This is a genomic window from Oceanospirillum multiglobuliferum (assembly GCF_900167095.1).
Lineage (GTDB): Bacteria > Pseudomonadota > Gammaproteobacteria > Pseudomonadales > Halomonadaceae > Oceanospirillum > Oceanospirillum multiglobuliferum.
Genome location: NZ_FUXG01000014.1, coordinates 36,383 through 60,899, shown reverse-complemented (window position 1 = coordinate 60,899; position 24,517 = coordinate 36,383). Strand labels below are relative to the sequence as shown.

Annotated in this window: 24 protein-coding genes; 5 read left to right on the top strand and 19 right to left on the bottom strand. The window is 45.3% G+C overall.

What is annotated here, in order from left to right; genetic code table 11:
• Positions 1 to 51: 51 nt before the first annotated feature.
• Genes B5D26_RS10765 through B5D26_RS10745 form a run of 5 tightly spaced genes read right to left on the bottom strand, consistent with a single transcriptional unit; the run spans position 52 to position 4,537 of the window.
• Positions 52 to 804: an amino acid ABC transporter ATP-binding protein gene (locus tag B5D26_RS10765; protein WP_428838711.1), complete on the bottom strand. Its 753-nt coding sequence runs from the start codon at positions 802 to 804 to the stop codon at positions 52 to 54.
• The gene (locus B5D26_RS10760) at positions 797 to 1,747 is read right to left on the bottom strand and encodes an amino acid ABC transporter permease (protein ID WP_078745743.1); all 951 of its coding nucleotides are present in this window, start codon (positions 1,745 to 1,747) and stop codon (positions 797 to 799) included. The genes B5D26_RS10765 and B5D26_RS10760 overlap by 8 nt, the downstream gene beginning before the upstream one ends.
• A 32-nt stretch (positions 1,748 to 1,779) precedes the next feature.
• A complete protein-coding gene (locus B5D26_RS10755) occupies positions 1,780 to 2,595 on the bottom strand; it encodes a transporter substrate-binding domain-containing protein (RefSeq protein ID WP_078745742.1) in 816 nt (271 codons plus the stop codon).
• 59 nt (positions 2,596 to 2,654) lie between these two features.
• Complete coding sequence (locus B5D26_RS10750; protein ID WP_078745741.1) at positions 2,655 to 3,194, bottom strand: OsmC family protein; 540 nt, start codon at positions 3,192 to 3,194, stop codon at positions 2,655 to 2,657.
• A 41-nt stretch (positions 3,195 to 3,235) separates the two neighbouring features.
• Complete coding sequence (locus B5D26_RS10745) at positions 3,236 to 4,537, bottom strand: trans-sulfuration enzyme family protein (RefSeq protein ID WP_078745740.1); 1,302 nt, start codon at positions 4,535 to 4,537, stop codon at positions 3,236 to 3,238.
• 280 nt (positions 4,538 to 4,817) lie between these two features.
• Between B5D26_RS10745 and B5D26_RS10740 the strand changes: the two genes are divergently transcribed.
• The 4 genes from B5D26_RS10740 (at position 4,818) to B5D26_RS10725 (ending at position 9,335) form a co-directional block, all read left to right on the top strand.
• The gene (locus B5D26_RS10740; RefSeq protein WP_078745739.1) at positions 4,818 to 6,350 is read left to right on the top strand and encodes a sigma 54-interacting transcriptional regulator; all 1,533 of its coding nucleotides are present in this window, start codon (positions 4,818 to 4,820) and stop codon (positions 6,348 to 6,350) included.
• A gap of 150 nt (positions 6,351 to 6,500) precedes the next feature.
• Complete coding sequence (locus tag B5D26_RS10735; protein WP_078745738.1) at positions 6,501 to 7,742, top strand: lipoprotein-releasing ABC transporter permease subunit; 1,242 nt, start codon at positions 6,501 to 6,503, stop codon at positions 7,740 to 7,742.
• Complete coding sequence (gene lolD, locus B5D26_RS10730; protein ID WP_139776647.1) at positions 7,735 to 8,445, top strand: lipoprotein-releasing ABC transporter ATP-binding protein LolD; 711 nt, start codon at positions 7,735 to 7,737, stop codon at positions 8,443 to 8,445. The genes B5D26_RS10735 and lolD overlap by 8 nt, the downstream gene beginning before the upstream one ends.
• On the top strand, positions 8,445 to 9,335 hold the full coding sequence (locus B5D26_RS10725) for a phospholipase A (protein WP_078745736.1): 891 nt from the start codon (positions 8,445 to 8,447) through the stop codon (positions 9,333 to 9,335). The genes lolD and B5D26_RS10725 overlap by 1 nt, the downstream gene beginning before the upstream one ends.
• Before the next feature lie 86 nt (positions 9,336 to 9,421).
• Here the strand turns inward: B5D26_RS10725 and B5D26_RS10720 are convergent, their stop codons facing one another.
• The 4 genes from B5D26_RS10720 to B5D26_RS10705 all read right to left on the bottom strand — a co-directional run bounded on the left by B5D26_RS10720 (position 9,422) and on the right by B5D26_RS10705 (position 14,826).
• Positions 9,422 to 11,377, bottom strand: a complete 1,956-nt coding sequence (locus B5D26_RS10720) for a methyl-accepting chemotaxis protein (RefSeq protein ID WP_078745735.1) — start codon at positions 11,375 to 11,377, stop codon at positions 9,422 to 9,424.
• A gap of 184 nt (positions 11,378 to 11,561) precedes the next feature.
• Positions 11,562 to 13,886 carry a YgiQ family radical SAM protein gene (locus B5D26_RS10715; protein WP_078745789.1) on the bottom strand — a complete coding sequence of 775 codons (2,325 nt, stop codon included), beginning with the start codon at positions 13,884 to 13,886 and terminating at the stop codon, positions 11,562 to 11,564.
• Between the two features lie 103 nt (positions 13,887 to 13,989).
• Entirely contained in the window at positions 13,990 to 14,277 is a 288-nt protein-coding gene (locus tag B5D26_RS10710) for a cupin domain-containing protein (protein ID WP_078745734.1), read from the bottom strand.
• A 270-nt stretch (positions 14,278 to 14,547) separates the two neighbouring features.
• Positions 14,548 to 14,826: a hypothetical protein gene (locus B5D26_RS10705; protein ID WP_078745733.1), complete on the bottom strand. Its 279-nt coding sequence runs from the start codon at positions 14,824 to 14,826 to the stop codon at positions 14,548 to 14,550.
• Positions 14,827 to 15,135: 309 nt separating this feature from the next.
• Here B5D26_RS10705 and B5D26_RS10700 point away from each other — a divergent pair, with 309 nt between their 5' ends.
• The gene (locus B5D26_RS10700) at positions 15,136 to 16,071 is read left to right on the top strand and encodes a C40 family peptidase (protein WP_139776648.1); all 936 of its coding nucleotides are present in this window, start codon (positions 15,136 to 15,138) and stop codon (positions 16,069 to 16,071) included.
• A gap of 36 nt (positions 16,072 to 16,107) precedes the next feature.
• Here the strand turns inward: B5D26_RS10700 and B5D26_RS10695 are convergent, their stop codons facing one another.
• From B5D26_RS10695 to fabD, 10 genes are all read right to left on the bottom strand, one after another.
• Positions 16,108 to 16,902 carry a TatD family hydrolase gene (locus B5D26_RS10695; protein WP_078745731.1) on the bottom strand — a complete coding sequence of 265 codons (795 nt, stop codon included), beginning with the start codon at positions 16,900 to 16,902 and terminating at the stop codon, positions 16,108 to 16,110.
• A gap of 22 nt (positions 16,903 to 16,924) precedes the next feature.
• Positions 16,925 to 17,272, bottom strand: a complete 348-nt coding sequence (locus tag B5D26_RS10690) for a PilZ domain-containing protein (RefSeq protein ID WP_078745730.1) — start codon at positions 17,270 to 17,272, stop codon at positions 16,925 to 16,927.
• Positions 17,273 to 17,332: 60 nt separating this feature from the next.
• Positions 17,333 to 18,340: a DNA polymerase III subunit delta' gene (locus B5D26_RS10685; RefSeq protein WP_078745729.1), complete on the bottom strand. Its 1,008-nt coding sequence runs from the start codon at positions 18,338 to 18,340 to the stop codon at positions 17,333 to 17,335.
• Positions 18,337 to 18,990 (bottom strand): dTMP kinase, encoded by a 654-nt coding sequence (tmk, locus tag B5D26_RS10680; RefSeq protein WP_234985277.1) that lies wholly within the window; start codon positions 18,988 to 18,990, stop codon positions 18,337 to 18,339. Before tmk ends, B5D26_RS10685 begins: the two co-directional genes overlap by 4 nt.
• A gap of 11 nt (positions 18,991 to 19,001) precedes the next feature.
• A complete protein-coding gene (gene mltG / locus B5D26_RS10675; protein ID WP_078745728.1) occupies positions 19,002 to 20,108 on the bottom strand; it encodes an endolytic transglycosylase MltG in 1,107 nt (368 codons plus the stop codon).
• A gap of 8 nt (positions 20,109 to 20,116) precedes the next feature.
• Complete coding sequence (gene pabC, locus B5D26_RS10670; RefSeq protein WP_078745727.1) at positions 20,117 to 20,977, bottom strand: aminodeoxychorismate lyase; 861 nt, start codon at positions 20,975 to 20,977, stop codon at positions 20,117 to 20,119.
• 38 nt (positions 20,978 to 21,015) lie between these two features.
• Positions 21,016 to 22,254 carry a beta-ketoacyl-ACP synthase II gene (fabF, locus tag B5D26_RS10665; protein ID WP_078745726.1) on the bottom strand — a complete coding sequence of 413 codons (1,239 nt, stop codon included), beginning with the start codon at positions 22,252 to 22,254 and terminating at the stop codon, positions 21,016 to 21,018.
• Between the two features lie 145 nt (positions 22,255 to 22,399).
• On the bottom strand, positions 22,400 to 22,633 hold the full coding sequence (gene acpP / locus B5D26_RS10660; RefSeq protein WP_078745725.1) for an acyl carrier protein: 234 nt from the start codon (positions 22,631 to 22,633) through the stop codon (positions 22,400 to 22,402).
• Positions 22,634 to 22,736: 103 nt separating this feature from the next.
• Positions 22,737 to 23,480, bottom strand: coding sequence for a 3-oxoacyl-ACP reductase FabG (gene fabG / locus B5D26_RS10655; RefSeq protein ID WP_078745724.1), 744 nt, complete (start codon positions 23,478 to 23,480; stop codon positions 22,737 to 22,739).
• A gap of 20 nt (positions 23,481 to 23,500) precedes the next feature.
• Positions 23,501 to 24,445: an ACP S-malonyltransferase gene (gene fabD / locus B5D26_RS10650; protein ID WP_078745723.1), complete on the bottom strand. Its 945-nt coding sequence runs from the start codon at positions 24,443 to 24,445 to the stop codon at positions 23,501 to 23,503.
• Between the last annotated feature and the right edge of the window lie 72 nt (positions 24,446 to 24,517).

Genomic DNA, 24,517 nt, shown 5'->3' with positions numbered 1-24,517 from the left:
CTATGCCTTTGTCTGATACAGCAGATAAGCTCAATCTCTGCCTTCACTCATCTAAAGCACTTGCGAAAGAAAGCTTGCTAACCTTGGATGAGAAGGGTTGTCAAAAAATGACTCTGGCGTATCGTCTACCAATAGCTGACCGTCCTCCATAAAGAGCACTCGATCAGCAACCTCTCGTGCAAAGCCCATTTCGTGAGTTACAACCACCATCGTCATACCGTCGCTGGCAAGTTGCTTCATGACCTCCAATACCTCCCCTACCATTTCTGGATCAAGGGCAGAGGTTGGTTCATCAAACAGCATCACATCAGGTTCCATTGCCAGCGCCCTAGCAATAGCGACACGCTGCATTTGCCCTCCAGAAAGCTGAGACGGGTAATTATCAATACGCGCCTCCAAGCCCACTTTGCACAATATTTTTCGTGCTAGAGGCTCAACATCCTCACGCTTACGCTTAGAGACTTTCATCGGTGCCAACATGACATTTTCTAGCACGTTCATATGGGGAAAGAGGTTGAAGTTTTGAAACACCATTCCAACTTCTTCACGCAACTTATTAATGTTCGTGCTAGAGGCATACATATTGATGCCATCAACTATAATCTCGCCTGTTGTAATCGTTTCAAGCTGATTCAAAGTGCGTAAAAATGTTGATTTTCCTGAGCCAGATGGCCCTATGACAACCACTACCTCACCTCGATTGATAGTCGCAGAGACGGCTTTTAATGCATGACAACCATTGGGGTAGTACTTGTCGATATTTTTCGCAACGATCATGTCATTGCCTTGATATTGATTAGTCACTGCTCGCCATCCTTTTTTCTAATTTGTTCACTAACCATGACAAACTTCCAGTCAATAGCAGATATAACAACGCCACTGTGAACCAGACTTCAAAAGGTGCAAATGTGCCACTGACAACCTCTCGACCTGCCTTTGTTAAGTCAGTAATAGAGATAACTGATACTAAGGATGAGTCTTTAATCAGTGTGATAAACTGCCCGGCCATAGGCGGTAATGTACGTTTAAATGCCTGCGGTAAAATGATATAGACCATGGCTTGTACATAGGTCATACCAAGGCTTCGTGCAGCCTCCATCTGCCCAACAGGAACGGACTGAATACCTGAGCGAATAATCTCTGCAACATAGGCCGCAGCAAAAACTGAGAGCGCGGCTGCCCCAGCAGTAAAGCGGTCTAGCTCCAGAACTGTGCCGATGAAGAAGTAGAAAATGAAAATTTGTACTAACAGTGGCGTCCCTCGTACCAGCTCGACGTAGAGCATTGAGAGGTGTTTTAAAATCGGGTTGCTAGAGATTCTAGCCAACCCGACAAACAGACCAATCACGACTGCGAAAAAGAGCGATACGATGGAAATTTTCAGCGTCATTAGCAAGCCATTTGCAATAGGGCCTAAGCGCCATTCAGACAAGCTTGCGATAACATCGCCTTCAAACACCTGATCACCGTCTTCCACTTCCAGCTGTGAGAAAACTTTCACTTCAAAAGCAGACTCACCATCGTCTGAGCTCACCATTATGGCGTCAGCATTTGCACTGACTGTGACAGTGCCGTCATAAGGCGACAGTATTGGTTTTGGCTCCGTATTAATGAGATAGGGCACAATACGTTCCCAGCGCCATGTATACTGTATGCTCTGGCTTGCCAGAATGATGGAATAGCCTAGGCCCAGCAATATTGCGAACAATATGCTATACCAAAGCAGGTTATTGGATGTTTTAACCATCTTGATTCAACCCTGTTTCGATTAGTCTTTAATTACTGAACTTTCTTCAACCATGCATCATTTGCAAACCACTTCTTGTACATTTCCATGTACCGGCCATCACCTTTGATCTGGCGTAAGAAGTTGTTTAAATAGTTCAGAAAGTCAGGATCGCCTTTTCGAATTGCCCAACCTAATGGCTCATAGGTAAATGGCTTATCAAGGTGAATCACTCGGTCTTTATTTTGTGAGGAAAAAATAGCATTTGACGGGAAGTCATACACCAAGGCATCGGCGTTGCCATTGGCAACTTCAAGTGCGCCTTCTGCTTCTGACTCAAAGAGTCGAATAGTGGCTTTGCCAATCAGTTTCTTCGCAGCAATCTCACCACTGGTTCCAAGTTTGGCAGCAATCACGTATTTAGGGTCGTTGAGATCAGCATAACTTGTCACAACTCCCTTCAGAGAAGGCTTGATCAACAAAGACTGGCCCACAACAATATAAGGATCAGCAAAATTTACTTTCAAATTACGCTGAGAAGTTACTGTCATACCACCAATAAGAATGTCGCACTTGTTGGTTAAAAGCGCAGGAATAATACCATCCCAAGCGGTATTAACAGGCACATGTTTAACCCCCATAGACTTTGCAAGCTCTTTGGCGATATCAATATCAAATCCCATATAAGAACCATTTTTAGCTTTCATTTCAAACGGCATATAACCCGCTTCAAAACAAACTCTAAGTTCATTTGATTCTATTACTTTACTAAGCGTTGATGATTCCCATAGCGCAGCCGAATTTGCCGAAGCCAATGAGGGGAGCGCGATCATTGTTAAAATAGAAAAAAGTTTATTACGTTTTTTCATGTTGAATACCTTTCTTGTATTTATTTTATGGTTGTATGACATGAAACCTTTATGTCGAGTTATTTGATAATAAGATCACCAACAACTGAGACTTGGTTCATGATAGTCATGGCGTTAGGACTTTGTTTCAGTGCAGTTTGACGCAATTGTTCGAACTGCTCAGGGGTGCCGTTACCAGCGACTTCGATGCAATATTTCAGCTCAGTAAATGAGACTGGAACATCAGGAGTAATGTTTAAGAATCCGGCCAAGTTTAATTCGCCTTGCACCGTTACTTTTAAAGTTTCCAGTTGAATTTCCATCACAGAGGCGCCCACTGCAAAACCCACCATAATGCAGGCACCCACACCAGAGAGCAGGTACTCCTGCGGATTCGGTGCATGGTTACAACCTAGCAGCTGACGAGGCTCATCAATTTCCCAGCTGAAATCACGACTGATACGATGAGTGCCAATCGTCATAGGCAGTGTTTTTACTTTTGAGCGCGTGCCTGATTGCCAATTCAACTCAACGCCATAAGCAGCGATGCCCTCTTCTGCATTTTGTTTGATTTCATCAACAAACTCGCTCAGGCCAGTAACAGAGATGCCATTACGCATTGTATTTCTCCAATAATTTGTAAATAAAAGGGTAGAGATAACTAAAGTGCTTTAAGTGCTTGATCAAAATCGGCAATCAAATCCTCAGGATCTTCAATGCCGACAGATAGACGTACACAGCCAGGGTTTATGCCCATATCGAGACGCTGCTTGCTGGTATAGCCTGCATGAGAGGTGTTATAAGGCAGGCTAACCAGTGATTCGACTCCGCCTAAACTGGTCGCTTGCTTTGGAATTTTCAGGTGTTTTAACAGCTCAAGGGCTGCTGTATCGCCTCCTGAAATTTCGAATGCGATCATGCCACCACCATTGCGAAGCACGCGCTGAGCTAAATCGTGGTCAGGATGTGTTGACAACAGCGGGTAATAAACACGCTTTACAAGAGGATGTTTTTCTAGATATGACGCTAGGCTAAGTGCAGATCGCTCATGGGCAGCCATACGAATCGCCAGTGTTTTCAGGCCACGCTCAAACATAAAGCACGCATGAGGGTCTAGGCTGCCACCAAAAGCCAACAGGCGCGGCCAAACCATATCCACTAGCTTACGACTTCCCATAATAGCGCCAGCAATCAAATCACTGTGACCATTTAAGTACTTGGAAGCGGAGTGAATAACAATGTCTGCGCCCTGCTCAATCATTCGACAGCAAACGGGAGGTAGAAAAGTACCATCAATCACTAGACGTACTTGTTTACGCTCTGCAATATCCGCTAAACGGCGCACATCCACTAGCTTTAACAGGGGGTTGGTTAAGGCCTCAAAGTACATCATCTGAGTTTCAGGACGAATGGCCGCTTCAATTGCCTCATAATCACGAGGATCAACATAGCTGACGCTAATCCCCATAGTAGGCATCTCTTGATTGAATAAGTTGTACGTACCGCCATACAACTCATTTGAGGCCACAATGTGAGCACCTTTATCAAGCAAAGCCATTACCGTTGCAGTAATTGCTGCCATCCCCGAGCTGAATACAAGTGCCGACTCTGCACCTTCTAAAGCCGCAAGCTTAGTTTGTAACGCCCACTGATTAGGGTTGCCATAACGCGTATAAATGAAACGATCACGGGCATAACCTTCTTCAACTGAACGGTACTGCTCATCGCCTAGTAAAAAGGTAGAGGTTTGATAGATTGGCGTACCAACTGCACCTGTTGCTTCATCGTCCATTGTGCCCGCATGTACGGCAGCAGTGGAAAAGCCAGCTTGGCTCCAGTCTTTATGACTTAACGATGGCCCAGCTTGACGCGCTCTAGTGAGATCTGAGGCCCAGCGCACACCCTCTGTAAGGGCGCTTTGGGCGCGCTGATCACCTTTAATCGAGGTATTGTTCTCTCTCATTTGTTTACCTTTTGCTTTTGTTCTTGTTATTCCTCCCTAAGGTATTGCAACCGCTGAGCCAGATAAAAAATATTGTTTAAAATCAAATGGTTATATTTTAAACAGCCTAATAAGGACTGATTTCTGTCATAAATTTATGACAAACTTATGACTTGAAATACCTAAATCCAATGAGTAATACTGATAAAACCTAGATAAACACGACTTTGTAATAAATAAATTACACTGTCATTTATTCATTACAAACAATTACAAGAACAATAAAAAAGCAGGTATATCAATGCGCTTTGTGATCAAGTCAAGAGATCGACTGGGTATTACTCAAGAAATTCTGGCGGTGTTTTCACGCCAGCAATGGAATTTAGTCAGTATGGAGATGTATCTTCACCATACTTTTGTGAGACTGGACTTAAACGATGGTGTAACCGTTGAGGATTTAAAAGCCGCTTTACGCCATGTAGCTGATATTACAGACGTATTTGAAGTGAACCTGATGCCGGGTGAACGTAAAAGCCAGCATCTAGATGCGGTGCTATCAAAACTAAGAGACCCTATTCTAGATATTGACCTTAATGGAAAAATACTACTCGCCAATAGCGCAGCTATTTCCATGTTTAACAAAGAGTCTGAGGCAGCGCTTACTGGGCGCTTAATAACAGAGTTTACTGATACCAGTTTGCAAACATTTCTGACTCAAAAACCAACAAGTCTAAATATCACATTCTCTGGACAAGCTTTTTTGGTCGATATCACACCTGTATTCTCTGACAACCGCAACGAAGTCGTCGTAACTGGTGCAGTATTATTGCTTCAGAGCATACGTCGCATTGGTCAGCAAATTAATGCCGTTACTCGCCCTATTAGCGGCAGCTCTAGCTCTTTGATTGGCCAATCTGACGCCACTAGGGCCCTTTTAAAGTATACAGAACGATTCTCTCGACTCGATATGCCAGTACTGATTCAAGGCGAAACAGGCACAGGTAAAGAACTGCTTGCGCACATTTTGCATGATCAGGGGACACGCACAGCCTTCCCATTCATGGCGATTAACTGTGCGGCATTACCTGAAAACTTACTTGAAAGTGAGCTTTTCGGCTACGTGTCTGGCGCATTCTCTGGCGCACATAAAAATGGTAAACCTGGGCTGTTAGAGCGGGCTGATGGAGGCTCAGTATTTTTAGATGAAATTGGCGAAATGTCCCCTTACTTGCAAGCTAAGTTATTGCGCTTTCTACAGGAGTATTCCTTTCGGCGCATTGGTGGAGACAAAGAAATCAGCGTTAATGTTCGTATTATCAGCGCAACACACCGTGATCTGTTAGAGATGGCCGAACAGCATGAGTTTAGAGAGGATTTGTACTACCGCCTTAACGTACTCAATCTGAAAGTGCCACCATTACGCCAACGACAAACAGATATTCCAGCTTTGGCAGAGCATTTTATTTTAAGAGCGGCAGAACAAACCGGACGAGAACCACCAAGGCTGTCAGAATCAGGTATGAATCGACTGTTAGAACATCACTGGCCGGGAAATATACGAGAGTTGCAAAACATTTTATTTAGAGCCGTAGCGATGTCTGACGACCCGATTTTAAATGCAGAGCATCTAGGCTTAGATCAACCCTCACAAGAGCAGCACCTGAAATCCAACCACCAGTTTACCGACTGGAATAGCGCGCTTGAACATTTTGAACAACAGTTATTATCCGATTTATTCCCACAATATCCATCATCACGAAAGCTAGCCATCAGATTAGGAGTCTCTCATAACACCGTTGCGATGAAGCTGAAAAAATATGGCATTTCTTTATAGCCAAAGGCGCTGATCAGCATGACAACGGCAAAATCAGCTCTGCTTAGGTTGATGCAGTAGAAAAAAAACCTGAACTATACTCAGACGACCTTTTTTTGCCGTATGATGTGCGCCTCAGCCTTTAAGGCAGTAAACAATTGAGCCGTGCAGATGTTTGACAAAATTCCTTTTCTGATTGGCTTGCGTTATACGCGAGCCAAGCGACGTAATCACTTTATCTCTTTTATCTCTTTAACTTCGATGATCGGTCTAACCCTTGGTGTCGCGGTGCTGATTTTGGTGCTATCGGTAATGAATGGTTTTGACCGAGAGCTACGTGAACGCATTCTTGGCATGGTGCCCCATGCCACCATCAGCTCTACCAGCGGTTTTCTAGACTGGCCTAATGTCGCCCAACAGTTAGAACAAGACCCTCGGATTATTGCCGCAGTGCCTTATGTTAAAGCACAAGGGATGTTCACCTCCCGCGGAAATGTGCGCGGAGCTTTGATCAACGGTGTGCTTCCAGAGCAAGAAGGCCGTGTATCCATCATCGACCAGCATATGAAGGCCGGGCATCTAGATGATCTGAAAGCAGGTGAGTTTGGCATTATATTGGGGGATCTTCTGGCACGCTTTTTAGGTGTCAATGTGGGCGACAAGGTTACCTTGATGTTACCTGAGGCTTCCATTACACCTGCGGGCGTATTCCCTCGAATGAAGCGTTTTACGGTCGTTGGGCTGTTTAGCGTAGGGGCAGATCTTGATTCAAATCTGGCAGTTGCACACCTCGGTGATATGCAAACACTGATGCGCTTAGGTGATGATATTCATGGTGTACGCTTACAACTAACCGACCTATTTGATGCGCGAAGAGTGGTTTGGGAACAACTGCAAGTCTTACCGAAGCACTTACGCGGTAGTGACTGGACTCGCACCCACGGCAACTTATTCCAAGCGATTCAAATGGAAAAACGCATGATCGGTTTATTGCTGATGATCGTGATAGCAGTTGCCGCATTTAACATCGTTTCAACTTTAATTATGGTGGTCACCGATAAACAAGGTGATATCGCAATTTTGCGCACATTAGGAGCAACACCCGGAACCATTATGGCGATATTTATGGTTCAAGGTACGGTGATTGGCTTAACTGGCACTTTAATTGGTACAGTGCTGGGTGTTTTGGCGGCTCTTAATGTAAGTGATTTTGTCGCTTGGGTAGAGCAGTTGTTGGGGGTTCAATTCTTGGACAGCAGTGTCTATTTCATTAGCTATTTACCCTCTGAACTGAAAATAGACGATGTTTGGGTCATTACAGGCGCTGCACTGGTGATGAGCTTCCTATCCACTTTGTACCCTGCGTGGCGCGCGTCACGTATTCAACCTGCGGATGCTTTACGCTATGAATAAATCGACTTCAATACACACAAGTCACGCGCCTGCACTTCAATGTGTCGCATTGAATATGATTTTTTCAGAAGGCCCAGAGCAGATTCAAGTGTTGAATAATCTGGAGTTTACCGCCTTTCATGGTGAGCGCGTTGCCATTGTAGGTAGTTCAGGTTCTGGCAAGACAACCTTACTGCACCTGCTGGGAGGCTTAGACAAGCCCACCTCAGGCCAAGTATTGATTGCAGGGCAAGACCTAGTACAGATGACAGACGCGGAACTAGGCAAGTTTCGCAACCGTTCTTTGGGCTTTGTTTATCAGCTACATCATCTGTTGCCCGAGTTTACAGCACTCGAAAATGTACTGATGCCACTGCTGATCCGTGGCGAAAAGCGCAAAAACATTATACCCAAAGCAACCGCTCTATTAGAGCGCGTTGGGCTAGGACATCGTATGCAGCATAAACCAGCGGAGCTATCTGGAGGCGAGCGCCAGCGAGTGGCCATTGCTCGGGCTTTAGTGGGCAACCCTAGCTGCGTTCTGCTTGATGAGCCAACGGGCAACCTTGATCCTAATACCGCAGAATCTGTAAACCAATTGATGTTAGAAATAGGTCAAGAGCACAACACCTGCTTTATCACCGTAACCCATGACATGGCACTGGCGCAGCGTATGGATCGTGTATTGCGTTTAGAATATGGCCAGTTGACTGAGGTTAAATAATGTTAAGCCAAACAACAGGTCGACTCTTATTACTCAGCTTAGCGTTATCTAGTCACTTCTCATACGCTCAGACAGAAACAAGTGAGACAGAGACAGATGACGAAGTTGTAAACGCAGTCCGTCAAAGGCTAGATCAAGAAGTGGTATTGGCCAGCAACCCTCTCGTGTTTTTGCCTTATAAAGCCAACTACTTTTTACCTGCCAGCTATTACAGTGGGCATCAAGCCTCATCTTTATCAAGAGGGGTCGACTATGGGCCAACAGAAGCCCAGTTCCAGCTCAGTTTCAAGTTCCCTGTCGCCACAGGTTTACTGACACGAGAAGATGCTTTAATTGCCACCTATACACAGCAGTCGTACTGGCAAATTTATCAGAACTCAGCACCATTTCGTGAAACCATGTATGAGCCGGAGTTGGTCTACGGTATCAGCACTGAATACCGCTTGATGAAGCGCTTAACCTTGGAAGGGGTACTGTTTGGCATTAACCACCAGTCGAACGGCCAAGGTGGTGATTATTCTCGTAGTTGGAACCGACTGTTTGCAGAGGCCATATTTGCAACCGGCGATTGGGGCTTATCTTTAAAACGCTGGTATCGCATTCCAGAGGCCTCAAGCCAAGATGATAACGTTGACTTGGCTTCATTTGTTGGTCTCAATGAGGTAGCAGCAGCCTATCGGCACAACAATCATGTGGTGACATTCCGGCTGCGTAATCACTTAGAGAGTCAATTTAAACGGGGCAATGCTCAGGTTAGCTGGAGTTTTCCTATTGGCGGTCGTATGAAAGGCTACATTCTTGCGCGTACGGGCTATGGTGACACTTTAGCGGATTACGATCAGTATATTGAACGCATCGGGCTAGGTGTCGCCATCAATGATGTGCTGTAGCGACTAAACTTAAACCAATGACAAAAAAAGTGGCCGCTGACTAGAATCAGCGACCACTTGATAGTCATCAGATCAACCCGTTCTGCTTAAACTTTAAACCCTGAGACCAATTTCCCTAAGCTGTCGGCCATCTCCTCCACTTTCTTACTGGCCTTTTCAGCAGCAAGCACACTTTCGGTTGTGCTTTCTAAGGTCGACGATATCTCCGCCATATTACGCGCCATTTCATCTGTCACCGTAGATTGTTGCTCAATCGCCACCGCAACACGGTTATTCATATGGGCAATCTCATCAATCACTTCATCAATCACTTGCAAGGCTTGATCTGTTTCTTGAGAGCACTGTACGCTGTCATTGGCTTGGTCTGTACAGTTTTTAATCGCAGACACTGTGCGGCTAGTCCGTTGTTGCAGGTCTTGAATCATCGCTTGAATTTCAGTGGTAGACTCTTGTGTTCGCTGTGCTAATGTCCGTACCTCATCTGCTACAACTGCAAAGCCCCGACCCTGTTCACCTGCCCTTGCGGCCTCAATGGCAGCATTTAATGCCAAGAGATTAGTTTGTTCGGAGATACCTTGAATCACTTCAACCACAGAGCCAATTTCCATGCTTTTTTGCTCTAGCTCTTTAATTTCTTGCATAGAAGTGTTCAGCTTATTGGCCAGCTCATTAATCGCCTGCACCGTTTGCTTGACACTGCTGCGACCACGACTGGTTTCGGCCTTACCTTGTTCCGAACGCGCCGCTGACTCTGCCGCATTTTGTACAACCTCTTGAATACTGTGACTCATCTCCTCAACAGCCACCACCACTTGATCTGTCATTTTCTTCTGCTGATTAACTGTTTGTGTGTTACGACTGGCCGCATCACTGCCCTCCTCTGCTGAGCGCTCTAGCTGCTGCGTGGTCACAACAATACCGCTCAATAAGGTTTTCAGCTTCTCTGACATTTCACACACTGCACGATAAATGCCTGTATCCTCCGATTTCACTGACAGATTCTGACTGAGATCACCATTGGCGATCACCTCTGCAACTTTGGCGATAACCCTTGGCTCACCACCAATAGGTCGTTGAATGATACGCACCATGAGCATCGCAAGTACAACACCTCCTAGCACAGAGCATAGAGCGATCACTCCGACCATTATTAGCGTATTTTCAGCCTCGGTTTGTACGACAGGTCCTAATGCATCCTGTTCATTTTTCACAGAAAGTTTGACTTGCTCAATTTGATCCGCCACAACAGGGCCTATTCTATTCAGCGTGTTATTAATCAAATCGTTACGACGCACAATAATGTTTTGTACTTCAGTAAAGGCTTTGGTGTATTGCGCATGATTACGCTGTAAATCTGCAAGTAACTGACGACGCTTAGGGTTTTGCAACTGTGAGTCTAACTCTGTCATTGCAGAGACTAACGTTTGGTTTAACTCTTGCTCTGCTCGGTTTGCATCGTCTTGGGTATTGGTCACTAAGAACTTAGTGACATACAAACGCCCCAATAATAAATGCTCTTGTACGACCCCTGCCATATAAGCGGCAGAGGCATCTTCGTCATCATAAGCGGAACGCGCAATATCAGTTACCGCAACACGCATCGCTAGACCCGCAGGGTCTAAACGCCCACTGACCACCTGATTACGTTCATGGAACAGTTTGACCACTTCAGCAAAGGCAGTGTCATAATCTTGGATTTCAGTTTTGATATTGCGAATCAACTGGGCACGGCTTGGCTCGACAATCTCTTTTGAGGCTTCTTCTAGAAAGCTTGTCATTAACGCCTTTCGCTCTTGATAGTCCGCTAAGGCCTGATCTGAGCGTGTATTTAAGAAACTTAAAACTGACAAACGCATTGTCAGCATATTAGCCTGCACTCGGCCTGCTAAATTGGTATCACGAGCAAGACCACGATAGTCGGTAAAGCCTTGGTAGGTATTAGATAAGCCTGAATAGGCCACTACTGAAATAATGACCAGCAACACAACCAAAATGCCAAAAGACAGGTTGAGCTGAGTCTTGAGTGATTGATTTTTTAGCATACAACGAGCCTCAATATACGACAGTCCATTGCTACATAAAATAAAGCCGAGAGAAATACTCGGTTACTTTTAACATAGCTTCTATTTTTAAAGGCCGCCTCAGGTTTTTTGTCAGCGGTCTTTAAATACAACAAAGGCGGATAAATCCGCCTTTTACTCTGTATAAACTTATTGGGGCAACGGGTTATGCACCGCGCTTTTTGCTAACCTGCCTTGGCTTTTTCGCACTAGGCTTTCCTGTTGGCCTGACGCTAGCCTTCACCGTAGGTTTAGGCTTGTTATTAGCCGCCGCAGCGGCAGCTTTTTTAACTGAGGTCTGTGCGGGCTTTTTACCAGCTTTTGCAGCGGCTTTGGCGGCAGCTGCATTTTTAGCCATTGTTGGTCGATTACTGCTATGTGAGGCTCCGGTCTGCTGCCCCGGTTTCGCTTTTTGATTGCGGTACTGGCCAACAGGGTCTTTGCTTTCGTCAGGCACCAGCTTATTAGCACCCTCACCAATCAAATCAGCACGCCCCATGTCTCGCAAAGTTTGCCGTAGTGCAGGCCAGTTTTTCGGGTCATGGTAGCGTAGGAAACCTTTTTGCACTCGCCGCTGATCATAATCTTTTGCCGTGTACAGTTTCTCACTCTTGTAAGTGACCTGCTTCAGCGGATTTTTATCTGAGTGATACATCGCCGTGGCCAACGACATAGGCGAGGGATAGAAGGTTTGCACTTGGTCTGGGCGGAAGTCATTTTTCTTCAACCACAATGCCAAGTTCAACATATCTTCATCTTCACAGCCAGGGTGCGCCGCAATGAAGTAAGGGATTAGATACTGCTTTTTGCCCGCTTCTTTTGAGAACTTATCAAACATCCGCTTGAAGTTGTCGTAGGTTCCCATACCCGGTTTCATCATTTTGGACAAAGTACCCATTTCTGAGTGCTCTGGTGCAATCTTTAAATACCCGCCAACATGATGGGTCACCAGCTCACGCACATATTCTGGGTCTTCAACGGCAAGGTCATAACGCAGGCCAGAAGCGATGGAGATTGTGTGCACGCCCTCTATCGCACGAGCCTTACGGTAGAGTTGTGTGGTTGGGCTGTGATCAGTATTTAGATTGGTGCAAATACCGGGGTAAACACAAGACAGCTTACGGCAAGATGCCTGAATCTCATCGTCTTTACAGTTCAGCATATACATGTTGGAGGTTGGCCCTCCTAAGTCAGAAATTGCACCAGTAAAGCCTGTCACTTTGGTTTTAATCTCTTCAATTTCTTTCAATATTGACTCATGAGAGCGGCTTTGAATAATTCGGCCTTCATGCTCTGTAATAGAACAGAAAGTACAGCCACCAAAGCAGCCTCGCATGATATTGATTGAAAAACGAATCATATCATAGGCTGGAATACGTGCTTTGCCATACTTAGGGTGTGGCACACGGGCATAATTAAAACCAAATACCGCATCCATCTCTTCTGTTTCCAAAGGAATAGGAGGTGGATTCACCCATATCTCTTTTTTGCCATGCTTTTGAATTAAAGCGCGGGCGTTGTGAGGGTTTGATTCAAGGTGTAAAACCCGTGAGGCATGAGCATAAAGCACAGGATCTTTGTTGACCTTTTCAAAGGAAGGCAGACGCACATAGGTCTTGTCCGCATCAAGCTTTTCTTTGCCTTTTAAAGGTGCGGGTATCACCCGAATTGGCATCACATCAGAATCAGCATCTTGACCTTCAGTTTGGCATTTACCCTCAGGAATATATTCATAAGGACTATAGATCTGGTCGACTTTGCCCGGCCAATCAACACGGGTAGAGTCGATTTCGGTATAACCACCCGGAGGAGTATCACGAATCACCGTTGTTCCGCGAATGGTTAACAAATCATCCATGGTTTTACCCGCGGCCAAGGCGTGAGTGACCTCAACAATAGCGCGCTCAGCGTTACCATAAAGTAAAATATCTGCGGTTGAGTCGATCAATACCGAGCGACGCACTTCGTTGCTCCAATAATCATATTGGGCAATACGTCTTAGGCTGGCTTCAATGCCACCAATCATTACAGGTACATCATTAAAAGCTTCTTTGCAGCGTTGCGAATAGACAATCACCGCGCGGTCAGGACGTTTACCACCCTCACCATATGGGGTATAGGCATCGTCATTACGTACTTTTAGATCAGCCGTATATCGGTTGATCATAGAGTCCATATTGCCTGCGGTAACGCCAAAATAAAGGTTGGGTTTACCTAAACGCTTAAAGTCTTTTGCATTGCGCCAATCAGGCTGATCAATAATCCCTACGCGATAGCCTTGAGCTTCTAACAAGCGCCCCATAACAGCCATGCCAAAACTGGGATGGTCAACATAAGCGTCACCTGTGACAATAATCACATCGCAACTGTCCCAGCCTAATAGATCCATCTCCTCCCGAGTGGTGGGTAAAAATGGCGCAGTGCCAAAACACTCCGCCCAATAAAGCGGATAAGAAAATAGGTCTGGTGCAGTTTTATGTTTACTGGTCATGGGGCTCATTATCAGAGATCTATCAGGCTAGTCGGCAGGAGGTTATCACAGCCGAGCATTGTCCCAGAAAAACAGTCGGGAATACAGGTCTGTCAGATAATCTTTATTTTATTTCAATTTCAAGCAGTGTGATGTCCTGCTCAGAGTCATTTATCACGTTGTGCTCTACCCCTGCATAACGAAAATAGCATTCTCCCTTTTTCATCGGCACCGATATTGCCCCATTGCCAGTATCAATTTCGAGTTGGCAGTCTTGCATAGGCACAATTACATAGTCGCGCTCATGACGATGCCAGCGGGTTTCACAGCCTGCGGGAAAAAACAGATGATTAACACAAGTACGCTCATTGTTAATCTGCTCAGTCAAGGCGAATAGCGGACGCTCAGACATAAAACCTCCTTTTTAATCTGTTTGGATAACCTTATATAAAGGTTGTAAAGTTGCTAGTGTAAACCTTGGCTATACTGTCGAGAAGTGCCATTTGCTGCATTGCACACAAAACAGTATTAAATGGAGATAATAACAACAACGACTACGTTTTAGAGAGGAGAAGTATTTTCAATAGAATCAAACAATTGCGAGTTTAAATATTGCCAGCACAGCCACCATGTAAAAACATAGCAGCTGCGTATTCAATAAGGTTGGATTTTCAGCTAAGCATTAATGATGCAAAGGGATATATGCCAGTTTAGGATGTGATTGCAGTGTTGGGTCCATTACAGACACGCCGCCCGCAGCTCGAATATAACCAAGGCTTTTTTCACTGACGTTGTTAAATACCAAAGTTGAGTGTTGGTCGCGAATCATCACTGTGCCAACCTCACCAAGGAATAGTTTCGCTTCTTTAAGATTGAAATCAGGCCCTACTTTAGGTAGCAATACACGATTAAATTCTGGGCGGGCAATAATTTCGAACTGTTCGACTTGATAAGTTTTCATATCGAGTCCCTCCGTGTTCATTTAAATTTTTTATTAATTGTTATGTCACAATCGCAGTATATGCTTATCGGTCGCCTAATGTGTGACGCTTTCATGAATTTATGAGCATTCATTTGATTTTCTAACCAAAACCAAAAATCTTTCTCTTACCGATTAGCTGTTCAGCTTTTGAAAAATGACATATTCTTTAAGTCAGACAATCCCTGCATCATTTCAAATTCAATGGCTAACTAAAAACTTAAATATCATTTGATACAAGGATTCAAACTCACCAGATATAGCATCTACTGGTGCGATGGAGAAATGGCTATGAAGGTCACACGGATTACTCGCCCCATTGTTCAATGGCTCACTGAACAGCGTGCTGCGCCAGAGTTCCCGCTCAGTGATTTTGAACGTATTCGTTATGAAATACGGCCTTGTGATGTACTGTTAATAGAAGGGCGTTCTCGAGTTAGCGATGTGATCAAGATGATCACACAAAGCCCTTGGTCCCATGCAGCGCTTTATCTTGGCCGCATTCATGATATTGAAGACCCAGAGCTGAGAAAAACTATTTCAGAACTTTTTCCATATCCCGCAGATACTCAGTTAATTGTTGAGTCAGAGCTAGGCTTAGGTACGGTGGTTCGTGATTTAGCCTCTTATAAAGACGACCATATTCGTATTTGTCGGCCAAGAGGACTTAGTCATCGCGACAGCCAGCAGGTTACACACTACGCCATTAGCCAGCTTGGAAAAGAATATAATGTGCGTCAAATTTTAGATTTAGCACGTTTCTTATTTCCTTGGTGGATTATGCCAAGGCGCTGGCGTTCAACGTTATTTCAACACAATATTGGTAATCCAACACGCACCGTCTGCTCCACCATGATTGCAGAGGCGTTTGGTTTTATTCAGTTCCCTATATTGCCGCTAGTGAAAAGAAGCGGCGAGCACGGCGTGCAACTGTTCCGACGCAACCCTCAGCTATGCACACCAAGAGACTTTGACTACTCGCCCTACTTTGAAATTATTAAATATCCATTTATGGACTTTTCAGAGCACGCTGACTACCGCTTACTGCCTTGGCACGGCAAAGGTATTTTGAACACAGAGGAGGAGTCAATGTATGTCTATCCAGAGGGGCATGTAGAGTCTGCAATTCCTGATGGCTATATGCGTCAAAAAGATGGCAGTATTATTCCATCAACCCAAACCGACAGCGACTTTTATGAATCAACAAGCCCAACCAAACCACACTAGCCCTAAACTCCTTTTAGGGTTAGTGATATGTCGATATTAGCGCTGTGTTGCCAACGGACGAGCGCCTTTGAATAAGCGGAAAAAGTTAGCGGTTGTTTGCATCGCTAGCTCTTCGTAAGAGATGCCACGCAGATCAGCAATAAATTCTGCTACATCACGTACATGTTTTGGCTCACATTTTTTACCTCGATGAGGAGCTGGTGCAAGATAAGGTGCATCAGTCTCCACCAACAGGCAGTCTAATGGCACTGCCTTTGCGACCTCTCTAACTTGATCAGCATTACGAAAGGTCACGATACCAGAAATAGAAATATAATAGCCTAAGGCAACACCAGCCCTCGCCATCTCCAAATCCTCAGTAAAGCAATGTAAAACACCGCCAGCTTTAGGGCCATATTCACGCAATAGTTGTAAAGTGTCCTCTTTGGCATCTCTTGTGTGAATGATTACGGGCTTATCCAGCTTTTGTGCTGCTAGCAGATGACGTTTGAAACGCTCAATTTGAATCGCTTTGGTTTCAAGGGCATAGTGATAATCCAAGCCAGTCTCGCCAATTGCTACAACAAGCTCATCATCGGCCTCTTTAACAATCTCCTCTACTGTAGGCTCATGAGGCAGCTCTTGCAGAGGGTGCACACCTGCTGAAGTAAATACACTGGTATATTGACGAGCAAGATCTTTCAGCTCAGCAACATCATCTAAGGTTACGCTAACGGCCAAGAAGTGGCTTACACCACGATCATGAGCGGCATCTAAAGCTGCTGACAAATCTCCTTGATATGCACTAAGATCCAGACGGTCTAAATGGCAGTGAGAGTCTATAAGATACATAATAAGCTCATTTTTAGATCGGTTATAAAGTATGCGTTGGATGCTGTGAACTTAAGCGTCCAGCGAGATAAGTTTCTATTTTATCACGTAGCCCAATGTGATTATCGTTGAACTGAATACCAATGCCTGCAACGCGCCGACCCTGCGCCCCTTGAGGTGTCACCCAAACAACCTTACCTGCCATAGGAATTTTTTCTGGCTCATCCATCAGGTTCAGCAATAGCGAAATCTCTTGCCCTAATCGAAATGTGCCCCTTGTCGGCAAGAACAAACCGCCATTATTTACAAATGGCATATAGGCCTCATAAAGCTCGTCTTTATTCGTCAAATTCACCGTGACCACTTGAGGTTTGGTTTGACTTCCTGCCATAAAAACTCCTGCTATCAAATCATTGGGTTAGATGAAGCATAGACCGCATTTTAGAGCAAATCACCCCAGCATTTTATCAGCCCAGCGGATCAGCAAAGACTCTACTGCCAACTGAGTATTGGGGTTAGCGCCTGATGCAAGCTGTTGGCGCAGTTCGCCAATACTTAAAAATAGTGATCTCGCCTGATTCAAGTGCGCCGTTTTTTGCCAGTGCCGATATAAAGGCAACATTTCTGGATATTTCACTTGTTCGTCTTGCTGCAATAGAACCCATGATGACCAGTCTGCAAGCCAAGCTTGCAGCCAACGCAGCATCCAGTGTAAATCACCTTGCAAAAAAGCGGCCGCTAACTCAATAGGCTCCGCACCTCGAGTCAAGCTTTCTAAGTTAAGGTAGAGCTGCTCGCGCTGTTTATGCAGCGCTTCACTTGCCAATAATACTGCTGTCAGTGGATTTCCATTTGCCATGCGCAATAAGCTGTCGGCATGTTGTGCAGCATGACTGTCTAGTTGATGTTGTAGCCATACTTTGGCTTGCTCTTGATCAGGTAATGGCAATGGTGTGTGCTGGCAGCGGCTCTTTACCGTGGGCAATAAGGCACTAAGGCGATTGCTGATTAAAATAAACAGAACATTTTCACCGGGCTCTTCCAAGTTTTTCAACAATGCATTCGCAGCATTGGCATTCATCCCATCAGCAGGCTGAACAATAACAACACGATACCCGCCCTGCTGAGCAGTTTTGCCTATGTTGCTTTGTACAGATCGAATCTGCTCAATTTTAATCTGCTTGCCTTCAGACTCAGGTAATATCTGTAATAAATCAGGATGAGTACCCGCTTTTAATAGCTCGCAACCACTACACTGACCACAAGCGTGGTGCTCTGCATTTCGGCAGAGTAAAAAAGCCGCAATAGAATACGCCAGTTGCTGTTTTCCAACGCCTGCATCACCAGAAAACAGTAAAGCATGAGGAAGGCGACCTGACTGGTAGCGCTGTACTATTTGTGTAAAAACCTCTTTATGCCAAGGGAACGCTTGCCCCCAAGCTTCAGACTTATTATTCATATCGATGCTCTTTTCAAAAAGAAATCTGCCAATACATGACCGATATCAGACTGAACCGCCTCTAGTGGTTGGCTGGCATCTATAATAGCGAAACGATCAGGCTCAGCCTGTGCACGTGCTAGATAACCTTGTCGAACGCGTTGAAAAAACTCAGTTTTTTCCTGTTCAAACCGATCTGTCTCACCACGGCGTTGCACACGACTCATGGCAACCTCAACAGATAGGTCAAGCAAGATGGTCAGATCTGGCCGTACAGCCTGCTGCACGAGCAGCTCCAGTTGCGTAATCCAAGAAAGGTTTAAACCTCGCGCATAACCTTGATAGGCATAAGTAGCATCGGTAAAGCGATCTGAAACCAAACAACGACCTGACGCCAAAGCAGGCAGTATCTTTTGATCAAGATGTTGCGCTCTAGCTGCAAACATTAAGAGTAACTCGGCCTTTTCACTGACCAACTCCTCTCTTTTCTGAAGTAGCAACGCCCTAATTTCTTCTGCCATCGGCGTACCACCCGGCTCTCGAGTTAAAATAGGGTCATGACCAGCCTGCTTTAACCATTGTTCAATAAAAGCCAAGTTAGTGCTTTTACCTACACCTTCAGAACCTTCTAGGGTGATAAATACCCCTTTTTTTGTCACTTGCTCTAACACGTATAAACCTTTTACTGAAGTGGTTGGCTGCTGTTATCTAAAATTTCAGTGGGTACTTTAAACTCTGGCGAAGATTGATAGTTCTTACGTCGCTGATTGATTTGGTAATGACGCACAGCCCGATTGTGTGCCTCTAAGCTACGGTTAAACACATGACTACCATCACCTTTGGCCACAAAGTATAGATCGCCTTCCTTTAATGGGTGCAATGCTGCATGAATCGCTTCTCTACCAGCCAGCGCAATAGGCGTTGGCGGTAAGCCATTAATTCTATAAGTATTATACGGAGTTTTTTCATTCAGGTGCCGACGCGTGATATTACCAAGATAGCGATCGCCAAGACCGTATATTACGGTTGGATCAGTTTGCAAGCGCATATTTTTTTCTAAGCGCTGCACGAACACCCCTGCTATACGTGCTCTTTCCGCAGCAATAGCAGTTTCTTTTTCTACAATCGAGGCCATGATCAGCGCCTCATAGGCAGAGCGATAGGGCAGTGCTTTATGATCGGCCTTTTCCCACTCTTCTTCTAACACCCGTTGCATTTTTTTGTATGCCCAAGTCAGCAGTTCTAAGTCAGTGACGCCTTTTTGAAACTGATAAGTATCCGGAAATATCTGCCCTTCTGGATGCGGAACCTGTGCTGGTGGCAAACCAGAAATTTTGGTCATGATCTCAGTATTTGTCAGTGCTTGTGTTTTGATATCAAGCTTTGGATGCTGCTGAATAAGTTTTAATACTTGGGCAAAAGTCCAGCCCTCCACCAAGGTAATCTGATACTGAATAGACTGACCAGATGAGAGTAAAGTCAGCAGTTGATAACTGTTGATACCGCTAGGAATCAGATATTCACCCGCTTTTATTAGACCTTGCTCAGGGTAAAGCTTGATCAATACTTTAATCGGCCAGACTTCGCTAATTACCTGTTGCTGTTCAAGTTCAAGCAGAACCTGATTCACGCTTGAGCCAGACTTTAGTTCGTAAACCTTGTCGCCTTGATTGTGGATCGGCTTACTTAATAAATTTTTCCAGTATGCAACACCAATTAAAGCGGATAGCAAAGATAAACTTAGCAGAAGGGCTAAGCTCCAAATAATAGGTTTTTTCAGAAGTAACATGATGAACCTTATTGGCAAGCTGGCAGATTTAGGATGGGATGCCAGTGCTGGCTAATTTTTTTCTGTAGGGGATGAATAGGCCATTGTTTAATAATGTCACCACTGTCTAAATGCCAAGCCCTGATTGGAATAATCCCCCGCACACTATTACATAAAAAAGCGGCATCCGCGTTGAGTAGCTGATTTTCAGTAATATTGGTTTCTTTGATATCTAACGCTAGTGCAGATGAGGACTCAATAATAGCAGCTCGCATCACACCCGCCACACCAGACTGATCAAGCAAAGGGGTCAGTAACTGGTCTTTTTTGATCACAAAAATATTGCATACAGTACTTTCAATTAGCCTCTGATTTTGATCAAAAAGTAGGCCATCAAAAATGCCATCATCTTGCCACTCTGCCCTAGCCAATACTTGCTCTAAACGGTTTAAATGTTTCAAACCTGCTAATATAGGCTGAACAGAAAGCTGCAACGCACAGCGCCTTACGACTACCCCTTGATGATAGTGTTCAAGGGGTGTTTCAGGTACAGGAAAGCCTTGAAGAATCCACGAGACAACAGGGTCACTAGGTGCTAAATAGCCTCGACCACCACTACCTCGAGTTAAGATAAGCTTAGCAAGCCCACCCCCATTATGAGGCACAACTTGAGAAAGCTTCTGAGCAAAGTCAGCGCAGGAATGAAAAGGATTAGGTAGTTTTAATCGAATACAGCCTGCACAAAGCCTTTGCCAATGCAAAGAAAGTAACGGCGCTACACCGTCTATTAGCCGGCAGGTCTCAAACAGACCATCGCCGTAGGCTAACCCTCTGTCAGTTATCGACAGCTGGCTTTGCACTTGTCCATTGATCAGCGTTGAAAATGTCATGATAGAAAAAATAAGGGCCCGTTACCGAGCCCCTTTGATCAGATACGCGAGAACAGCAAGCTACCATTGGTGCCGCCAAAACCAAATGAATTGGAAAGGGCGTGATCAATTGTCATGCTGCGCGCCGTATGAGGCACGTAATCAAGATTACAACCTTCGGCAGGATTGTCTAAGTTGATTGTCGGTGGCGCAACTTGGTCACGAATCGCCAATACTGTAAACACCGCCTCTACCGCGCCGGCAGCACCTAGTAAGTGGCCGATCATAGACTTAGTTGAACTCACTGCAACAGATTTTGCTGCATCGCCCATTACCTTTTCAACCGCTTGGCTTTCTGCAACATCGCCAGCTGGCGTTGAAGTACCGTGTGCATTGATATAGTTCAACTGCTCTGGATTAATACCCGCATCCTTAATGGCATTACCCATAGAAGCTGCGGCACCACGGCCATCTGAAGGAGGTAGTGTCATATGGTAAGCGTCATCACTCATGCCAAAGCCTGTGAGCTCCGCATAGATGGTAGCACCACGCGCTTTAGCATGTTCGTACTCTTCAAGCACCAAAACACCTGCGCCATCAGACAAAACAAAACCATCACGGTCACGATCCCAAGGACGGCTTGCTGCTGTTGGGTCATCGTTACGTGTAGACAGTGCGCGTGCCGCAGCAAAGCCGCCTAGTCCTAGCGGCGTTGTTGCCATTTCTGCACCGCCTGCGATCATCACATCAGCATCACCATAGGCGATAGTACGAGCGGAATAGCCGATGTTATGCGTTCCCGTAGTACAAGCTGTGGTAATGGCAATATTTGGCCCTTGGAAACCATAACGGATCGCCAAGTTGCCGGAAATCATATTAATAATGCTGCCAGGTACAAAGAATGGAGAAATTTTACGAGGGCCACCCGCTAGCAGTACATCATGGTTTTTCTCGATCATTGGTAAACCACCAATGCCAGAACCAATCGCCACACCAATACGGGATGCGTTCTCTTCTGTACATTCTAAACCTGAGTCAGCAACTGCTTGAATGGCAGCAGCCATACCGTATTGAATAAAAGTATCCATTTTACGGGCGTCTTTTGGAGACATGTATTCAGCGATATCAAACCCTTTAACCGAGCCACCAAAACGAGTTGCAAACCCCGTTGTGTCGAAGTGCTCAATAGGTGCTATACCACTTTTACCAGCCAGAATACCATCCCAGCTGTCCTTTACATTATTGCCGAGGGGCGTTACCAAACCCAGGCCAGTTACTACGACCCTTCTGCGAGGCATTATGCTTCCTCCAAATACGGCTTATCAGTAGCACCGTTGTATTTATTAAGATCAAAAAAGAACAACGGTATGAAAAAGAAAAGCCGCCCTGCAATGCAGAAAGCGGCTTCTTTGTAGTCAGCCAAAGACTGATGCTATTACCAGATTACTGGTTAGCAACTACATAGTCGATTGCTTCCTGAACGGTAGTAATCTTCTCTGCATCTTCGTCTGGAATCTCAGTTTCAAACTCTTCTTCTAGAGCCATTACTAGCTCTACAGTGTCCAGAGAGTCTGCACCCAGATCGTCAACAAAAGAAGAAGCATTGGTGATTTCTTCTTCTTTAACACCTAACTGCTCGCTAACGATCTTTTTTACACGCTCTTCGATAGTGCTCATAACTTCAAATATCTCCTGTGGGTACAAATCCGAACAGCCCAAAAGCTGTCCGGTATTTTATAGAGGGTTAGTGAACGGCGCAATAGCCAATCAACAACCAGCCTTAGCGCATATTCATGCCGCCATTCACTTGCAGAGTTTCACCAGTGATATACCCTGCACCTTCACTCGCTAAGAAAGCTACTGCGTTTGCAATCTCTTCAGGCTGTCCTAAACGGGACAAAGGAATTTGGGTAAGCAACATATTGTGCTGCTCTTCTGGTAGCGCATGAGTCATATCTGTTGCGATAAAGCCTGGTGCTACGGCATTTACTGTAATGTTGCGAGAAGCCACTTCACGCGCCATTGCACGGGTAAAACCTTCCATACCTGCCTTGGCAGCCGCATAGTTGGTTTGCCCCATGTTACCCATAGTGGCCACAACAGAACTGATATTGACAATTCGTCCCCAACGCGCTTTGGTCATACCACGCATTGCAGCTTTGCAAACACGGTAAACAGACTTCAAGTTGGTATCAATCACTGAATCCCACTCATCTTCTTTCATGCGCATCAACAAGTTATCTTGGGTAATACCCGCATTATTGATCACAATCAGTGGTGCGCCGAATTCAGCTGTAATCTCTTTAATCACCGCATCAACAGACTCTTGAGAGGTTACATTTAGAACATAACCTTTGCCCTGAATGCCTTTCTCTGCAAGGCCAGCACTAATGCTTTCTGCGCCAGACTCACTAGTTGCAGTGCCCACAACAGTAGCGCCCATTTCGCCAAGTGCATAGGCCACCGCACGACCTATACCACGACTCGCACCTGTTACAAGTGCAACTTTTCCATTCAAACTCATATTTACTCCTAACAGGTGAGTTACTCGCCCTTAACCAGCCCTAGTGTTGAGGACAAAGATTCCGGTTCGTTAATAGCCAGTACTTTTAAGCTACGTTGGATTTTTTTATTCAGTCCAGACAGTACTTTTCCTGGCCCGCACTCAACTGTGGTATCCACGCCTTGGTCAAGCATATATTGCACACATGAAACCCAGCGTACGGGGCTATATAACTGTGCAACTAAGTTGGCACGAATAGTGTCAACATTACTATGCGGCAAACCATCAACATTCTGTACAACTGGAATACGCGGCTCTTGAATATCAATGCGCTCTAGCTCTGCGGCTAAACGATCTGCGGCTGGACGCATCAACTCACAATGAGAGGGAACGCTAACCGCCAATGGCACTACTTTCTTAGCACCAAACTCTTGGCACTTAGCACCTGCTCTAGCCACTGCGTCTTTACTGCCCGCAATTACAACTTGACCTGGACAGTTGTAATTGACTGGCGCGACTACATCGCCTTCAGCAGCCAATCGGCATGCCTCTTCAATTTTTTCGTCATCCAAACTTAAGATGGCTGACATTGCACCAGTACCTTCCGGTACTGCATCTTGCATAAACTGCCCACGCAGTTGAACTAACCGAACGGCATCAGAAAAGCTCATAGCACCTGCACAAACTAGGGCGCTATACTCTCCAAGACTATGCCCTGATACCCATGCAGGGCGTGGACCTTCTAATTCTTGCCAAACTCGCCATACTGCTATACTCGCAGTCAAAATAGCAGGCTGAGTTTTATCAGTTTTATTTAAGTCTTCAGCAGGACCTTCTTGCACTAGCTGCCAAAGATCGTAACCTAAAACTTGAGAGGCCTCTTCAAATGTTGTGCGTACTACCGCATAACGATCAGCCAGCTCATTTAACATGCCAACTGCCTGAGAACCCTGCCCAGGAAAAACAAAAGCCAGGGACTGTGTCATAGCAAACCCTTTACACTGTTATTATTTATAAGACTTCAAGGACGCCATAATAGGCAAAACAATATCCCCTTG

What these genes read in the sequence shown, in the direction of transcription:
- B5D26_RS10760 (WP_078745743.1), bottom strand. Translation starts at nt 1,747, where the DNA reads ATGGTTAAAACATCCAATAACCTGCTTTGGTATAGCATATTGTTCGCA.
- B5D26_RS10755 (WP_078745742.1), bottom strand. Translation starts at nt 2,595, where the DNA reads ATGAAAAAACGTAATAAACTTTTTTCTATTTTAACAATGATCGCGCTC.
- B5D26_RS10750 (WP_078745741.1), bottom strand. Translation starts at nt 3,194, where the DNA reads ATGCGTAATGGCATCTCTGTTACTGGCCTGAGCGAGTTTGTTGATGAA.
- B5D26_RS10745 (WP_078745740.1), bottom strand. Translation starts at nt 4,537, where the DNA reads ATGAGAGAGAACAATACCTCGATTAAAGGTGATCAGCGCGCCCAAAGC.
- B5D26_RS10740 (WP_078745739.1), top strand. Translation starts at nt 4,818, where the DNA reads ATGCGCTTTGTGATCAAGTCAAGAGATCGACTGGGTATTACTCAAGAA.
- B5D26_RS10735 (WP_078745738.1), top strand. Translation starts at nt 6,501, where the DNA reads ATGTTTGACAAAATTCCTTTTCTGATTGGCTTGCGTTATACGCGAGCC.
- lolD (WP_139776647.1), top strand. Translation starts at nt 7,735, where the DNA reads ATGAATAAATCGACTTCAATACACACAAGTCACGCGCCTGCACTTCAA.
- B5D26_RS10725 (WP_078745736.1), top strand. Translation starts at nt 8,445, where the DNA reads ATGTTAAGCCAAACAACAGGTCGACTCTTATTACTCAGCTTAGCGTTA.
- B5D26_RS10720 (WP_078745735.1), bottom strand. Translation starts at nt 11,377, where the DNA reads ATGCTAAAAAATCAATCACTCAAGACTCAGCTCAACCTGTCTTTTGGC.
- B5D26_RS10715 (WP_078745789.1), bottom strand. Translation starts at nt 13,886, where the DNA reads ATGACCAGTAAACATAAAACTGCACCAGACCTATTTTCTTATCCGCTT.
- B5D26_RS10710 (WP_078745734.1), bottom strand. Translation starts at nt 14,277, where the DNA reads ATGTCTGAGCGTCCGCTATTCGCCTTGACTGAGCAGATTAACAATGAG.
- B5D26_RS10705 (WP_078745733.1), bottom strand. Translation starts at nt 14,826, where the DNA reads ATGAAAACTTATCAAGTCGAACAGTTCGAAATTATTGCCCGCCCAGAA.
- B5D26_RS10700 (WP_139776648.1), top strand. Translation starts at nt 15,136, where the DNA reads ATGAAGGTCACACGGATTACTCGCCCCATTGTTCAATGGCTCACTGAA.
- B5D26_RS10695 (WP_078745731.1), bottom strand. Translation starts at nt 16,902, where the DNA reads ATGTATCTTATAGACTCTCACTGCCATTTAGACCGTCTGGATCTTAGT.
- B5D26_RS10690 (WP_078745730.1), bottom strand. Translation starts at nt 17,272, where the DNA reads ATGGCAGGAAGTCAAACCAAACCTCAAGTGGTCACGGTGAATTTGACG.
- B5D26_RS10685 (WP_078745729.1), bottom strand. Translation starts at nt 18,340, where the DNA reads ATGAATAATAAGTCTGAAGCTTGGGGGCAAGCGTTCCCTTGGCATAAA.
- mltG (WP_078745728.1), bottom strand. Translation starts at nt 20,108, where the DNA reads ATGTTACTTCTGAAAAAACCTATTATTTGGAGCTTAGCCCTTCTGCTA.
- pabC (WP_078745727.1), bottom strand. Translation starts at nt 20,977, where the DNA reads ATGACATTTTCAACGCTGATCAATGGACAAGTGCAAAGCCAGCTGTCG.
- fabF (WP_078745726.1), bottom strand. Translation starts at nt 22,254, where the DNA reads ATGCCTCGCAGAAGGGTCGTAGTAACTGGCCTGGGTTTGGTAACGCCC.
- acpP (WP_078745725.1), bottom strand. Translation starts at nt 22,633, where the DNA reads ATGAGCACTATCGAAGAGCGTGTAAAAAAGATCGTTAGCGAGCAGTTA.
- fabG (WP_078745724.1), bottom strand. Translation starts at nt 23,480, where the DNA reads ATGAGTTTGAATGGAAAAGTTGCACTTGTAACAGGTGCGAGTCGTGGT.
- fabD (WP_078745723.1), bottom strand. Translation starts at nt 24,445, where the DNA reads ATGACACAGTCCCTGGCTTTTGTTTTTCCTGGGCAGGGTTCTCAGGCA.